Consider the following 15,151-nt stretch of genomic DNA (forward strand, 5'->3'; position numbering starts at 1 on the left):
CCCAAAAACGGTAGCCTGACCACAGGCACCACAGGCATTACAACAACACGCCATCTACCCAATGGAGAAATTCGCCCCATGAAACGCTTCCTGTTTGCTTTTTCCGTCATCACCGGTTTGCTGCTCGGCCCTGCCGTACAGGCCCGCAGTCTCGATGAAATCAAATCCGCCGGTACCCTCATCGTCGCCACCGAAGGCGCTTATCCGCCATTTAATTATTTCCAGGGCTCGAAACTGAGCGGCTTTGAAGTCGAACTGGCCGAAGCCATGGTCAAGAAGATGGGCCTGAAGATTGAATGGAAGGCGCTGTCCTTCGATGCCTTGCTGGCCGGTTTGCGGCAGGATCGCTGGGACATGGTGATGGCCTCGTTCGGTGTCACCGACGAGCGCTCGAAGGCAGTGTTATTCACCAGCCCGTACTACTGCAGCGGCGGCGTGATCGTCTCGAAAGATGCGGCCATCAAGGATGCCGCGACGCTGACCGGCAAGACGGTGGCAGTGCAGACCGGCTCGACCTACATGGAAAACGTCAAGAAGCTGGCCGGCGTCAAAGAGGTCAAGAACTTCCCGCAAGACACCGATGCCCGCTCGGCACTGGTGGCAGGACGCGTCGATGCGTGGGTCAGTGACCGTTTCGTGGTCAAGACCGCGACCGAAAGCAATCCGGGCCTGGGCCTGAAAACCGGCGATTACCTGTTCGTCGAACGCATCGCCGCCGCTGTCAAGAAGGGCAATGCGCCACTCGCCGCCGCAGTCGACAAGGCGCTGGCCGAAGTGATGGCCGATGGTACCTACAAGACCATCTCCGAGAAGTTCATGAAAGAAGACATCCGCTGCAAGTCGTAAGCTCACGCTTACCCGCTTGTGACCGGCGACACGATAGTCGGGCTGGCCTTGTTTCTGTTGCGCCAGCCCCTCCCGGGAGAACACCTTGAAAGCAGCATTCACCTTACTGCCGCGGGGCTGGTCACGCCAGCGCCGCAGTGCGGTCACGATAGCCCTGGCCATTACGGCCTTGCTGGCCTTCCTCTGGCTGATGGCGATCCCGATGGCGTTGCTGCCGGAGCCGATCGGCCCGGCTGCCCAGCAATTTGCCGAAGGCGCACGCGTAACAGTCGCCCTGACACTCGTGGCAGGCGTGATCGGCATCGTGCTCGGCATGCTGGCCGCGCTCGGCAAGCTGTCGTCGTTCCTGCCTTTGCGCTGGGCCGCCGGTTTTTATATCTGGGCCATTCGCGGCACGCCCTTGCTGGTGCAGGTGCTGTTCGTATTCCTGGCGCTGCCGGCGCTGGTGCCTGGTCTGCAATTGTCGGATTTCTATTCGGCTGTGGTGGCGCTGGCATTCAATGCCGGTGCCTACAACGCCGAGGCGATCCGCTCCGGCATCCTGGCCGTGCACAAGGGCCAGGCCGAAGCGGCGCGTTCGCTCGGACTGAGTCCGTTCCAGACTTTTCGCGACGTGGTTTTCCCGCAGAGCATGCGCATCGCGTTGCCGCCGCTGGTCAACAACTTCGTCTCGCTACTGAAGGATTCCAGTCTGGCCTACGTGATCGGCGTGGTCGAGTTGTCGAACATCGGCAACCGCATCCAGTCGGTGACCTTTCAGCCGATTCCGGTGTTCGTTACCGTGGCCGCGATTTACCTGATCCTGACCAGCGTGATGACGCAGATTTCCGGCGCGATCGAACGCCAGCTTGATGTGGAGCGTCACTGATGACCGCCACCCGAACCCCGCTGATCCGCGCCGACAAGGTCAACAAGCACTTCGGTCAGTTCCATGTGATCCGCGATGTCTCGTCGGATTTTTATCAGGGTGAAGTGACCGTCATCATCGGCGCGTCCGGCTCCGGCAAGTCGACCTTTTTGCGCATGCTGAACCGGCTCGAAACGCATGACAGCGGCACCATCGTCATCGATGGCATCGAGCTCAATGACAACCTCAAGAACATCGACGCGGTACGGCGCGAAGTCGGCATGGTGTTTCAGAGCTTTAATCTGTTCCCGCATCTGAGCGTGCTCGACAACGTCACGCTGGCACCGCGCCGGCTGCGCAACATGACGCGCGCGCAGGCCAATGTGGTGGCGCTGGAATTGCTGCGCAAGGTCGGCCTGGCCGAGCATGCACACAAGTATCCGCATCAGATGTCGGGCGGGCAGCAGCAGCGCGTGGCGATCGCCCGTTCGCTGGCGATGCAGCCGAAGGTGATGCTGTTCGATGAACCCACCAGCGCACTCGACCCCGAAATGATCAAGGAAGTCCTCGACGTCATGAAAGACCTGGCGCGCTCGGGCATGACGATGATCGTCGTCACGCACGAAATGGGTTTCGCCCGCGAAGTGGCCGACCGCGTGATCTTTTTCGAGAAGGGCGAAATCCTGCACGAAGCACCACCCGAAGAATTTTTTGGCGACAGCGGCAACGACCGTATCCGCGCCTTCCTCGGCAAGATCGGCGATGCCTGAAGACCCGTTGCCAGCACCGCACCAACAACAATAAAACAGTACCAACCCGAGTCCCACAAGGAGAACACCATGCATCTGAAACGCACCACCCTAAGCACCGCCATCCTGCTGTCGCTGGCGACGATCTCGCTGCCCTCGCAGGCTCAGAGCGCCAAGGACTTCAAGGAAATGCGCACTGAAATGCAGCGCATGCGCGCCGAACTCGACGCCTTGAAAGCAGAGAAGCGGGCCCCGGCACCGATGGCCGCTGCCGTCGCTGCGCCCGTATCTGCACCCGTATCTGCACCCGCGCCAGCGCAGGCCGCGCTCAATACCGAGCTGGCTGACCGCATCGAGCAAGTCGAACTGCGCTCCAAGGATGCGGTCGTGGTCGGCGATATCCCGAACTCGTTCCGTCTGCCCAATTCGGAAACCTCGCTGCGCATCTACGGTTTTGCCGAGCTGAACATGGTCCATGAATTCCGCGCCGACAATGCCGATACCGACTACGCCAGCTTCGTGCCGTACGCGCCATTGAACGGTTCGGCCGGTGCTAACCGCAGTGGCCGCACTTACCTGCATGCGCGCACCTCGCGTCTGGGCATCGAAGCCAGCACGCCGACCCAGTACGGGCCGATGGGCATCAAGCTCGAAGGTGACTTCAATAACGATCCGCGCACCGGCAATGCCGCCGTGACCGGCACCATCGGCAACATCTACACGCAGCAAGCAACCAACAGCTACGATTTCCGGCTGCGTCAGGCTTACGGTACTTTTGGCGGCCTGCTGATCGGCCAGACCTGGTCGACCTTCATGGATGTCGACAACGCCCCTGAGACCGTCGACTTCAACGGCCCGATCGGTTCGACCTTCATCCGCCAGCCGATGATCCGCTATGCGTATCCGACCAAGGACTACGGTACCTTCACGGTCGCGGCCGAGAACTCGGTGAGCTACGTGCTCGACAAGACCGGGTCGGTCACTACCGCCGGTTTCTCGCGCGTGCCTGATCTGGTCGGTCGCTGGGACAAGCCCTTCGATTTCGGCGCGGTCAGTTTCCGCGTGGTGTCGCATGAGCACCGGGTCAACGATGGTGCCGGCATCAATGCCTCGCGCCGTGGTTTTGGCGTCGCTGCCAGCGGTATGTATAAAACGGTCGGCGAAGATTTCCTGACCTGGAACCTGACCGGCGGTACCGGCATCGGCCGCTACTTCAATTACATCGAAGGCGCGTTCTACGATCCGGCTGCCAACCGCATCCTGATGGAAAAAGCCGTCGGCGTGGTGGTCGGTTACCAGATCAAATCGTCACCAAGCTTGCGCTACAACATGTCGGTAGGCGCGCAAAAGAACTTCAATAACGAGTACACGGAATTTGCCCGTGCCAATGCGCTCGACAGCGGTCGTTACGGTGTCAACGAATCGGTCTGGCAAACCCATCTGGGCTTCATCTGGAACCCGGTCAAGAATGTCGATATCGGTACCGAACTGGTCTACGGCAAGCGCAAGACGCTCGCCGGCGAGACCGGCGACATGAGCCGCCTGGACTTTTCGGCGAAGTACAACTTCAACTGACCGGACGGTTTTTGCAACGGCGCCACAGTGGCGCCGCACAGAGCCTCCGTTCACGGAGGCTTTTTTTTGGATTTTTTACCTGTTGTAAGTGCGCGAGCCGGCGAACAAGCTACGGCGAAAGCGGTATATTCAAAACAAGAAACGGGACCGATACTTCTAGACTGTCGGTCGAAACAGCGCCGCACGCACTCTCCAATTTCTGCTCTACAAGTCACGATTGAGGAATCTATGAACGCTTCGTCACACGATTTACGCACTCAAACTCTGCAACTGGTACTGGCGCACGCCGGTGAGGTCCAGGCCAACCCGGTAGCCCGTCTCATTGAAGTCTGGCTTGACTCGCTGCACGAAGAAGACCTGGCCGGGCTGACGCCGCAAAGCCTGGCATCGGCACTGTGGGAGGCGTTTTCGGGCACTGCGCAATGCAACGCCGGTGCCAGTCAGGTAATCGCTGCCGACTATGCCGAAGAACACGGTGGCAAGGCCACCGCCTTATTGATCCTCAATCCCGACATGCCTTATCTGGTCGATTCGATCGTGATGGCCTTGCGCAAACAGGGCGTGCAGTCGCGCGCCGTACTCAACACGGTGTTGTCGGTGCAGCGCGATGCGCAGGGTTGCATCACGGGCTCGCAATCGGCGCGCTCCGGGCCGGAACCGTTCGAGTCGTATGTGTTGTGCCTGCTCTCGGACGCGCTCGACAGCGCCACGCTGACCGCGCTGACTGCCCGCATCAACATGGTCACCGGCGACGCCGCCAGCGTGCAGCGCGATGCCGATGTGCTGGAAACCCGCATGACCGGCGTAGCCGCGCTGGCTGCCGCCAACGGCACCGAAGAAGGTCGCGAAGTCGCCGCCTTCATCGAATGGGCCCGCGATGGCGGCTACGAGGCCTTCGGCTATGCGTACTACCGCGCGTTGCCCGGCGAGCACGAGCTGGTGCGCGATGTCAGCAGCCGCTGCGGCGTGCTGCGTGATCCGCATCATCCGGTCTATGACACGTCGCTGGCCGGCATTCCCGGCGAGTTCGATTTGCTGGCCAAGCGCAATGACACGCTGTCCATCGTCAAGGCCGATGTCCAGTCGACGCTGCACCGCGACCTGCACCTCGACTTCATTGGTGTGCGCGACATCGATACCACCGGCCATCTGCAGGGCGAGCATTGCTTCATCGGTCTGTTCACCCGCGCGGCTGCCGCGACCGCGCTCGGTCGTCTGCCCTTTGCGCGCGGCCGCATCAAGCAGGTACTGACGCTGGCGGGCGTCCGCCAGCAGGGCTTCCGTGCCGAGAAATTCCTTGAAATCCTCGAATCGCTGCCGCGCACCGAAGCCATGGAAGCCGATCCGGCCTGGCTGGCGCGGCTGTGCAGCAGCGTCGTATCGCTCTACAAGCAACCGCGCACGCGGGCCTTTGCGCGCCGCGATGTCTATGACCGCCATCTCAATGTGATCCTGTATCTGCCGAGCGAACGCTTCAGCGCCGCGCTGGTACGTACCATCACGCAAGAGCTCAAGACGCGTTCGGGCGCAGCCGACGTGCGCGCAGAAACCCAGGTCAGCGATGGCCCGCTGGCACGCATCTATCTGATCGCGACCGCCGCGCGCCGTGTTGATGACCTCGATGCGGCCATCTGCCAGCCACTGGTGGCGGCGGTCGAAGGCTGGCACACCACCTTCGATACGCTGGTCGACCGCACCGCCGACACGCAGGTGCGCAACGACCTGCACAAGTTGCGCGCTGCGCTGTCGGTCAACTATGTCGCCGCTACCGCACCGCAAGTGGCTTATCGCGACGTGCTCAACTTGCAGCGCGCTGCCTCGGCCGCGCCGGTGACGGTGCGCATCGATGGCGACAGCACGGACAGCGTCAGCATCCGGCTGTTCTCGATCAACAGCGTGCCCTCGCTGTCGATGATCCTGCCGGCACTGCACAATGCCGGCGTCGAAATCGAACGCGAGCAAACCTACAAGGTGCCGCTGGCCGACGGTGCTGATTATTTCATCACCAGCCTGAGCGTCGATGCGGTCAGCGCTGTCAAGCTTGGCGACGCCCGCGTGGCAGGCGCTGCGCAGGAATTGTTCGAAGCCCTGTTCAATGACCAGGCCGAAGACGGTCGCATGAATGGCCTGGCCATCGAAGCCGGCCTGCGCATGCGCGAAGTCCAGGTCATCCGCGCTTATGCCAGTTACTGGCGTCAGGCCGGTTGCCGCTTCAGCTTGCGCTACATCGCCGATTGCCTGCGCAAGCAGCCCGGCCATGTGCGCACCCTGGTCGAAAGTTTCCAGCAACGCTTTGATCCGGCGGCAAGCGAGATGCAACGCGCGGCCGGCACGGCGGCCCTGTCGGCGCTGCGGGCCAATCTGCTCGACGTCAACCATGCCGATACCGAAGACATCCTGCGCAGCGTGGCCGACCTGATGCTGGCGACGCTGCGTACCTCGTATTTCCAGCCTGGCCAGCGCGGCGACACGCTGCTGTTCAAGTTCGATGCCAGTGCCTTGTCGCTGTTGCCCGAGCCGCGTCCGTACCGCGAGATCTTCGTGTTTGCCCGCCGCTTCGAAGGCGTGCATCTGCGCGGTGGTCCGGTGGCCCGCGGCGGCTTGCGCTGGTCCGACCGGATGGAGGATTACCGCACCGAAGTGATGGGCCTGGTCAAGGCCCAGATGGTCAAGAATGCAGTCATCGTGCCGGCCGGTGCGAAGGGCGGTTTTGTCTGCAAGATGATGCCCAAGGATGCGGCGCGCGAGACCATCGCGGCCGAAGGCGAAGCCGTCTACCGGCTGTTCATTGCTGGCCTCCTCGACCTGACCGACAACCGCGAGCAGGGTGCCATCGTGCCGCCTGCTGATACGGTCTGCTACGACAGCCCCGATCCGTATCTGGTGGTGGCCGCCGACAAGGGCACCGCAACCTTCTCCGATATCGCCAACGGCATTGCCGTCCAACGCGGCTTCTGGCTTGGCGATGCGTTTGCCTCGGGCGGCTCGAACGGCTATGACCACAAAAAACTCGGCATCACCGCCAAGGGTGCGTGGGAAGCCGTCAAGCGCCATTTCTATGAAATGTCGCATGACATCAACACCACGCCGCTGACGATGGTCGGCGTCGGCGACATGTCGGGCGACGTGTTCGGCAATGGCGTGCTGCTGTCGCGCCAGCTCAAGCTGGTGGCGGCCTTCGATCACCGCCACATCTTCATTGATCCGACCCCGGACGTGACGACCTCGTTCGCCGAGCGCCAGCGCCTGTTCGCATTGCCGCGCTCGTCGTGGGATGACTATGACAAGTCGCTGATCTCGGCAGGCGGCGGCGTGTGGCCGCGCAGCGCGCGCAGCATTCCACTGTCACCCGAAGCGCGCAGCGCGCTTGGCATCGATGCCATCAGTCTCGCGCCCGAAGCCTTGCTGCACCAACTCCTGCTGGCACCGGTCGACCTGTTCTACAACGGCGGCATCGGCACCTACATCAAGGCCTCGACCGAGACCCACGCGCAGGTCAAGGACCGCGCCAACGATGCCATTCGCGTCAATGGCAATGCGCTGCGCTGCAAGGTCGTGGCCGAAGGCGGCAACCTCGGCGCGACGCAAGCCGGCCGCATTGAGTTCGCGATGGCCGGCGGCGCGATCTTTACCGATGCGATCGATAATTCGGCCGGGGTCGATTGCTCCGACCACGAAGTCAACGTCAAGATCTGGCTCGATACCGAAGTCAATGCCGGCACCCTTGATGCTGCGCGCCGCAACGCCGTGCTGACCGACATCACCGACGATATCGAACGACTGGTCTTGCGTGACAACACGCTGCAAACCCATCTGCTCACGCGTGAAACCCAGGCCCAGCAAGACCGTTCGGTGCAGGACGCGTATGCCGCGCTGATTACCGAACTCGATGCCGACGGCGTGCTGTCGCGCGAACTCGAACAGCTGCCCGGCGTGGCCGAACTGGCGCGCCGGCAGGCGCTCGGCCAGGGCCTGACCGCACCGGAATTGGCGGTGGTGATTGCCAACGTCAAGAACCATTACAAGGCGCTGCTGGCCAAATCGCCGCTGATCGAGGAAAGCTGGGCGCGCACCGTGCTGTCACCGTATTTTCCGCCGGCGCTGGTGGCCAGCCGCGATCCGCTCGCTCATCCGCTGGCCAATGCGATCCTGGCCACGGTGCTGGCCAATGAAGTCGTCAATCGCTGCGGGCCGTTGCAGGTCGGCGTGCTGGCGCGCCAGTTCCGCGTCAGCAGCACCGAAGTCGTCTGTGCCTGGGCGCGTGCCTGGGCCGCGCTGAACCTGGCGCCGCTGTTCGAGACGCTCGACACCCATGCGCTGGCAGTGCCGGTGGCGGTCTCGAAAGAGGTCGACCGCCGCACCCGCGGGCTGCAGCAGGCAGTCATCGCCGGCGTGTTGTCGGTGCCGTCCGAGCAGCGGCGCGCCACCGGCAGCATGGATGAACTGACCAGCTTGTTCGCTGATGCGTCGGCGGTAGGCGCGCTGGTGGGTGAGGCCGATCTGGTGCTGGGGGATGCCGCCGGTCAGTTGCCCGACGATTTCGTGGCAGCCGTGCGCAACCTCGATGCGATCGCCGGCATGGCCGACTTCCTGTTTGCCGCCTTGTCGGTGCCCCGTCCGGCCGGCATGAGCCTGACGGTATTCCTGCAAGCCGGGATGCTGTTGCGCCGCCAGTCCGGCATCGACCTGCTCGAACGCGCGCTGACGCAACCATCGGCCAGTGCGGCGCAGGACGGCTTGCGCAGCCATGCGCTGCAGGCATTGCGGCGCGCCCAGCAACGCTTGCTCACGCACGTGTTACCGCGACTGGCAGCGGATCCGGCCGGCGTGATTGCCGCTACGATTGCCGCGCTAAACCTCAAGCTGACTCCGGCCGACGCTGGTCTTGAGTCCGCCGTGCTGCAAGCCTGGTCGCTGGCCGATGCGGTGGGCGATACGGTGGCCGGTATCGTGCCGACTGCCGTGGCGCGTGCAGCGTGAGCTTGCCACCGGCCGTCGCGGCGCTGGCCGCAGCCGATTTCAGTGGCATCGTGCCGCGCTTTGTCGCGGCCGGTTTTGCCGTCAGCGAACCGGCTGCGGGCGTGCTGCAGATCGTCAGTGATCCGTCGCGCGCCAGCGTGCTGCTGTCGGTGGGCGTGCATGGCGACGAAACCGCACCGATCGAATTGCTGGCGCACTTGCTCGACGCGCTGGCCCGTGAACCGCAACAACTGGCGGTCAACCTGATGGTCGTGGTCGGCAACATTGCCGCGATCCGGCAGGCGCGGCGCTTCATTGACGTCGACTTGAACCGCTTGTTCTGCCGCGAGCGCGGCTTGCTGTCGGCGGTCGCCGAAGCAGCGCGTGCCGACGATCTGATGGCGGCCGGCAGCGCGTTTTTCACGCGGGCTGCCGGCCCGCGCTGGCATCTTGATCTGCACACCGCCATCCGTGGTTCGCTCTATCCGACCTTCGCGATGATCCCCGAGGGGATAGGCGACGCGCCCAGGCAGGCGCTGATCACGCTGCTCGGTCATGCCGGCATTGCCGCCGTGATCCTGAACCGGAGCGCGGCCAGCACCTTCAGTGCCTACACCGCAGCGCAGCTCGGCGTGACCAGCGCGACGGTCGAGCTGGGGCAGGTTAGTGCGCTCGGCGACAACGACACCGGTCGCTTCGCGGCCGCTACGGCGACGCTGGCGCGGTTGCTGCGTGACGACAGCGCACCGGCCGATCCGGTGGCGCCGCTGGTGTTTGAAGTCGTGCGCGAAATCATCAAACACAGCGACGCTTTCCGGATGGCGTTCGATGGCACCACGCCGAACTTCACGGCGCTGCCGCGTGATGCGCTCATCGCTACTGATGGCACGCAGGTGTACCGGGTCGAGCATGACGAAGAGCGGGTTGTGTTTCCGAATCCGGCGGTGCGGATTGGATTTCGGGCGGGATTGATGGTGGTGCGTTCGGCGTAGAAAGTAGGGTGCAATAACCGCAGGGCATTGCACCGGATGCTCCGGTCACCGTCGCCAATCCCGATGACCGGCAACATCCCGACGCTACGGCGCCGTCAACCCCCGTCTTACCAGCAGCGGCTCGATCTTCGCATCCCGCCCACGGAAATCGCGGAACAGCTGCATCGCATCGACGCTGCCACCGCGCGAGAGCAAGCTCTGGCGGAACCAGTCGCCGTTCTTGCGCGTCAGGCCGCCGTGTTCCTTGAACCATTCAACGGTATCGGCATCCAGCACCTCGCTCCAGATATAGGCGTAATACCCGGCCGAATATCCCCCTGCGAACACGTGCGAAAAGTAGGTGCTGCGGTAGCGCGGCGGTACCGGCGCGTAATCGACACCGGCATTTTTCAGGGCGTCGGCTTCGAACGCAATCACGTCGGTTGGCATCTTGCCGGCCGCCAGTTGATGCCATTGCTGGTCGATCAACGCGGCTTTCAGATACTCGGTAGTACGAAATCCTTCGTTAAACGTCCGCGTGGCCAGCACCTTGTCGAGCAGCGCCTGCGGCATCGGTGCGCCGGTCTGGTAATGCCTGGCGTAATTGGCCAGCACTTCCGGCCAGACCGACCACATCTCGTTGACCTGCGAAGGGAATTCGACGAAGTCGCGCGGCACGCTGGTGCCGCTGAAGGTCGGGTAGCGCACGTTCGACAGCATGCCGTGCAGCGCGTGGCCGAACTCGTGGAAGGCAGTCGTGACTTCATCGAACGTCAGCAGGGTCGGTTCGCCGGCGGGTGGCTGCGGGATGTTCAGGTGGTTGGCGACGACGGGTCTGGTGCCGAACAGCTCGGATTGCTCGACATAGCTGTTCATCCAGGCACCGCCGCGCTTGCTGCTGCGGGCGTACATGTCGGCCAGGAACAGGGCCAGCGGTTTGCCATCGGCATCGAAGACTTCGAACACGCGCACGCTGGGGTCGTACACCGGCAAGTCCTTGCGCTCCTTGAAGCTCAGGCCGTAGAGCTTGTTGGCAGCGAAGAACACGCCGTTTTGCAGCACGCTCTCGAGTTCGAAGTACGGACGCAATTGGGTTTCGTCGAAATCGAAGCGGGCCTGGCGGACTTTTTCGGTATAGAAGGTCCAGTCGGCAGCGGTCAGCGTGAAGCCGCCTTTGTCGGCGTCGATGATCTTCTGGATTGCGCCGCCTTCGGCGCGCGCATTGGCGAGCGCCGGTGGTGCCAGGCGGGCCAGTAACTGGTTGACGGCGGCGGGGGTCCTGGCGGTTTCTTCCTGCAGCACATACGCCGCATGGTTTGGATAGCCGAGCAGCACTGCGCGGTCGGCGCGCAGGCTGGCCAGTTGCAGCACGATTGCGCGGTTATCGAATGCGCCGCCGCGGCTGCCACGAATCGTCGAGGCATCGTACAGGCGCTGGCGCAAGGCGCGGTTGGTCAGCGATGATGCCGGTGGCTGGCCGGTGGTATTGACCAGCGCCAGCACGTATTTGCCATCGAGTCCACGCACCTTGGCCGCCAGCGCAGCAGCGGCGATGGCGTTATCGGACAGGCCATCGAGTTCGGCGCGGGTGTCGACGGTGATGGCCGAGGCATTGATTTCATTGAGCACGTTCTGGCTGAAGGTAGTCGCCAGCGAGGCTAGTTGGCTATTCATGTCGCGCAGCTTTTGCTGGCTGGCCGGCGGCAGTGGCGCACCGGCGCGCACGAAGTCGGTGTGGATGCGTTCGAGCAGGCGCAGCGATTGCGCATCCAGCGCCAGCGTCGTGCGCTGTCCGTAGAGTTTGTCGATGCGGGCATACAGTTTGCCGTCGAGCTGGATCGCATCGCGGTGGGCCGACAGCTTTGGCGCCAGGTCGCGTTCGAGCGCCTGCATCACCGCATTGGTGTTGGTACCGCTGAGATTGAAGAATACTTCCGAGACCCGGTGCAGCAAGCGGCCCGAGCGTTCCATCGCAACGATGGTGTTGTCAAAGGTTGGCGCGGCCGGATTATCGGCGATGGCGCGGATCTCGGTCATTTGCTGGCGCATGCCATCGGCAAAGGCCGGCGCGTAGTCGGCATCCTTGATCCGGTCGAACGGCGGCAGCTGATAGGGCAGGGTGCTGGCGGCGAAGAAGGGGTTGTCGGGAGTGATCGTTGGCAATGCGGGAGCGGCTTGGCTGGACATCGAGAGCAGGCTTGTGGCCATGATCAGGAACAGGTGTCGGGACATGGTGGGTTCATGGGAGAGGGGGTGGGCAGTCGGGTGAGTTGCTGCGGGGGATCATAGCATTGCGATGGTTGCGGGTCCGGGCTTGCCAGTTGGTCGAAGGCACACCAAATTGCACGCTTTCGAAAAATCGTAGGGTGGGCACAGGGCTATCGTGCCCACGCGAATGCACCAGAAATCGGTGGGACTTGACGATGGTTTGTGGTGCGCACGCGTGGGCACAAGGGGCCGTGCCCCATATGCATCAATTTAAGCCCATCCCGATTCCGCAGTCGTAGCGTCGTAGGGTGCAATAACCGCAGGGCATTGCACCGAATGTTCCGTTTGCGGTTGATGAAACTATATGTGCTCCGTCATGACCTAGCCGGGGGCGGCCCGGCAGCCGGTCACTTCTTTTTGCTTCGCCAAAAAGAGAGTAACCAAGAAAAAGGCGACCGCGATGCGGCTGCCCTGCGGGTTCCCAAAAACGGTAGTCAGGCAAGGGGAGGGCCGCAAACTCGCTTCGCTCAAACAGTGCGGCCCTCTTATCCCCTGCCTGACTACCGTTTTTGGCAGCTGCCTCAATGCGGGGCAGGTCAAGGTCAACAACAACGGCAAAAGCAACCGCAAACGCAACTTCAAAAGCAGCCGCAACTTCAAAAGCAACTTCAACTTCAACGACACGGTGTTGAAATTGAAGTTGATGTTGAAGTTGCTTTTGAAGTTGAAGTTGAAGTTGAAGTTGAAGTTGAAGTTGAAGTTGAAGTTGAAGTTGATGTTGGAGTTGAAGTTGCTGTTGAAGTGGTCGTTGACGTTGACCTGTTCCGCATTGAGATAGCTGCCAAAAGTCGGAGTCAGGCAGGGGATCAGAAGGCCGCACTGTCTGAGGTGAAGCAGGGGTTTCGGATCGCATGCGATCCGCCTGCGTAACGGGATTCGCTTGCAAGCGAATCTGCGCCCTGCAAGGGAAGCGAGTTTGCGGCCTTCCCCCTGACTGGCTCCGGCTTTTGGGAACCCGTAGGGCAGCAGTCTCGCGGTCGCCTTTTTCTTGGTTACTTTCTTTTTGGCGAAGCAAAAAGAAGGGACCGCATGCCGGTCCGGCTGCCGGGCCGCCCCCGGCTTGGTCGTGGCGGAGTACAGACTGTTTCATCAACCACAAGCGGTGCATTCGGTGCAATGCCCTTCGGTTATTGCACGACGCTTAAGTTGATGCATATGGGGCACAAGGGGCCGTGCCCACCCTACAGTCCGTACAGGATCGCAATGTTAGCGCCTATGCGGGCCGCCCCGGCTTGGTCGTGGCTGAGTACTCGAGGTTTCAGCGACCGATGACACTAATCTGTCAACCAGGCAACCCGCCCCCCTCACTCCCGCCGCTGATAAGACAAGCGCAACAGCACCAGCGCCAGCACCGAAAAAATCCAGTAGTCCACCGGCGCGCCCATCGCCCAGTGCTTGTGCCAGGTCACGTTGACCGGATCAAACCGCGCCAGGCCAAACGCCGGATTGAGGACAAACCAGAGGAAGTCTTCGCCGATCCAGAACAGCATGACGCACGCCGCCACGCGTGCTTCGGCGCGCCAGGACCAGTGGCCGACGAATAGCAGCGGGAAGTGGAAAAACAGGATGATGAACGGGAAGACCCAGGCGTGATAGCCGGTCATCGCGCGGCCACCCCAGAACAGATCAAGCAGCCAGTGATGTTCGATGCGCCAGGTCGGCAGGTTGATGGCCCAGCCGGAACCGCCTTCGATCTGGATTTCGGTCTGGGCAAAAAACAGCGCCAGTAAAAATACCCAGACCACAGTCAGCAGGATGTGCAGCGGGCGGCTGGTCAGATGGGTCAGGCGGGTGATGCGGCTCATGGGCAATGCTCCAGTACGGTGTGCAGGACGGCGCGGGCGGCGTCGGGGTGGCCGAGTGCGCGCGCCTTTGCTGCCATGTCGGCCAGTTTTTCGGGGTGCGTCATCAGGAGGCCAATCCGGTAATCAAGCGTGACCGCGTCGATGGCTTTCAGGGCGACACCCTGTTCCAGCAGGAAGTCGGCATTGCGTTCTTCCTGCCCGGGAATCGGCGTGTTGATGATCATCGGCAATCCCATTGCCAGGCATTCCGAGGTGGTCAGCCCGCCGGGTTTGGTGATGACCAGGTCGGCGCACGCCATCAGCTGCTCGACCCGATCGGTATAACCCTGCGCCAGCAGCCGGTCCGGATAACGCAGCGCCAGCGCCTGCAGCCCTTGCAGGGCCGGCAGGTTTTTTCCGGCCATGACGATCAGCTGGAAGTCATGCGGCAAGGCCAGCAGGCGTTCGGCGACTGCATCGAGTTTGCCCAGTCCGGCACCGCCGCCCATCAGCAAAATGGTACGACGCTGCGGGTCAAGACCGAGGCGGGCCGCACAATCGGCACGGCTGCCCGGTGCGCGGAACGCCGGCATGACCGGAATCCCGGTGACGTGGATGCCGGCCGGATCGACGCCCAGCGCGGTCATGCGGAACGCCACTTCAGCGGTGGCGGCAAAGTAGCCGGTGATGTCGTCGTGCACCCACATCCGGTGCAGGTCGAAGTCGGTGACCTGTACCCATACCGGACAAGCCAGACTGCCTTTGCGGCGCATCCGTGCCAGCAGTTCGGCCGGCAGAAAATGGGTGCAGATGATGGCGTCCGGTTGCCAGTCATCGATGGCACGGCGCAGGCTGCGGGTGCTCAGGCGTTCGATCGCACGACGGAATTTTTGCAGCGAGCCGTCCGGTGGCGCGTCATTGGTGAGCCGGTACACATAGCCCCACAGCGCCGGGTGCCGGTCTACCAGCGTGATGTAAAAATCGGTATAGACCTTGCGGAAGGCCGTCGAGACGAACTGCATCACGTCCAGATGGCAGGCGCTGACGGCGACGTCGCCGAGCGCGGCCTGGGCACGCAGCGCGTCGGCCGCACGCAAGTGGCCGGAGCCGGCGGAGACGCTCAGCAGCAGGATGCGTTTGGGCACGACCATG

Annotated in this window: 10 protein-coding genes; 7 read left to right on the forward strand and 3 right to left on the reverse strand. The window is 62.6% G+C overall.

Features of this window, described 5'->3' with window-relative positions; genetic code table 11:
• Positions 1-78: 78 nt before the first annotated feature.
• The 6 genes from RHM62_RS06190 (at position 79) to RHM62_RS06215 (ending at position 9,968) form a co-directional block, all read left to right on the forward strand.
• Entirely contained in the window at positions 79-846 is a 768-nt protein-coding gene (locus RHM62_RS06190; protein WP_322124669.1) for an ABC transporter substrate-binding protein, read from the forward strand.
• An 85-nt stretch (positions 847-931) separates the two neighbouring features.
• Positions 932-1,714, forward strand: a complete 783-nt coding sequence (locus tag RHM62_RS06195; protein ID WP_322124670.1) for an amino acid ABC transporter permease — start codon at positions 932-934, stop codon at positions 1,712-1,714.
• Positions 1,714-2,463, forward strand: coding sequence for an amino acid ABC transporter ATP-binding protein (locus RHM62_RS06200; protein ID WP_322124671.1), 750 nt, complete (start codon positions 1,714-1,716; stop codon positions 2,461-2,463). The genes RHM62_RS06195 and RHM62_RS06200 overlap by 1 nt, the downstream gene beginning before the upstream one ends.
• A gap of 69 nt (positions 2,464-2,532) precedes the next feature.
• Positions 2,533-4,017 carry a DcaP family trimeric outer membrane transporter gene (locus RHM62_RS06205; RefSeq protein WP_322124672.1) on the forward strand — a complete coding sequence of 495 codons (1,485 nt, stop codon included), beginning with the start codon at positions 2,533-2,535 and terminating at the stop codon, positions 4,015-4,017.
• A 228-nt stretch (positions 4,018-4,245) separates the two neighbouring features.
• Entirely contained in the window at positions 4,246-8,997 is a 4,752-nt protein-coding gene (locus RHM62_RS06210; protein WP_322124673.1) for an NAD-glutamate dehydrogenase domain-containing protein, read from the forward strand.
• Positions 8,994-9,968, forward strand: coding sequence for a succinylglutamate desuccinylase (locus RHM62_RS06215; RefSeq protein WP_322124674.1), 975 nt, complete (start codon positions 8,994-8,996; stop codon positions 9,966-9,968). The genes RHM62_RS06210 and RHM62_RS06215 overlap by 4 nt, the downstream gene beginning before the upstream one ends.
• Before the next feature lie 84 nt (positions 9,969-10,052).
• Here RHM62_RS06215 and RHM62_RS06220 read toward each other — a convergent pair whose 3' ends face one another.
• Positions 10,053-12,179, reverse strand: coding sequence for a M3 family metallopeptidase (locus RHM62_RS06220; RefSeq protein ID WP_416172292.1), 2,127 nt, complete (start codon positions 12,177-12,179; stop codon positions 10,053-10,055).
• A 342-nt stretch (positions 12,180-12,521) separates the two neighbouring features.
• Between RHM62_RS06220 and RHM62_RS06225 the strand changes: the two genes are divergently transcribed.
• Positions 12,522-13,085: a hypothetical protein gene (locus RHM62_RS06225; protein WP_322124675.1), complete on the forward strand. Its 564-nt coding sequence runs from the start codon at positions 12,522-12,524 to the stop codon at positions 13,083-13,085.
• 434 nt (positions 13,086-13,519) lie between these two features.
• Here the strand turns inward: RHM62_RS06225 and RHM62_RS06230 are convergent, their stop codons facing one another.
• Both RHM62_RS06230 and RHM62_RS06235 read right to left on the reverse strand, forming a co-directional pair.
• Positions 13,520-14,020, reverse strand: a complete 501-nt coding sequence (locus tag RHM62_RS06230; RefSeq protein WP_322124676.1) for a hypothetical protein — start codon at positions 14,018-14,020, stop codon at positions 13,520-13,522.
• Positions 14,017-15,150, reverse strand: coding sequence for an MGDG synthase family glycosyltransferase (locus RHM62_RS06235; RefSeq protein ID WP_322124677.1), 1,134 nt, complete (start codon positions 15,148-15,150; stop codon positions 14,017-14,019). Before RHM62_RS06235 ends, RHM62_RS06230 begins: the two co-directional genes overlap by 4 nt.
• Between the last annotated feature and the right edge of the window lies 1 nt (position 15,151).

Source organism: Actimicrobium sp. CCC2.4, from assembly GCF_034347385.1.
Classification (GTDB): Bacteria; Pseudomonadota; Gammaproteobacteria; order Burkholderiales; family Burkholderiaceae_D; genus Actimicrobium.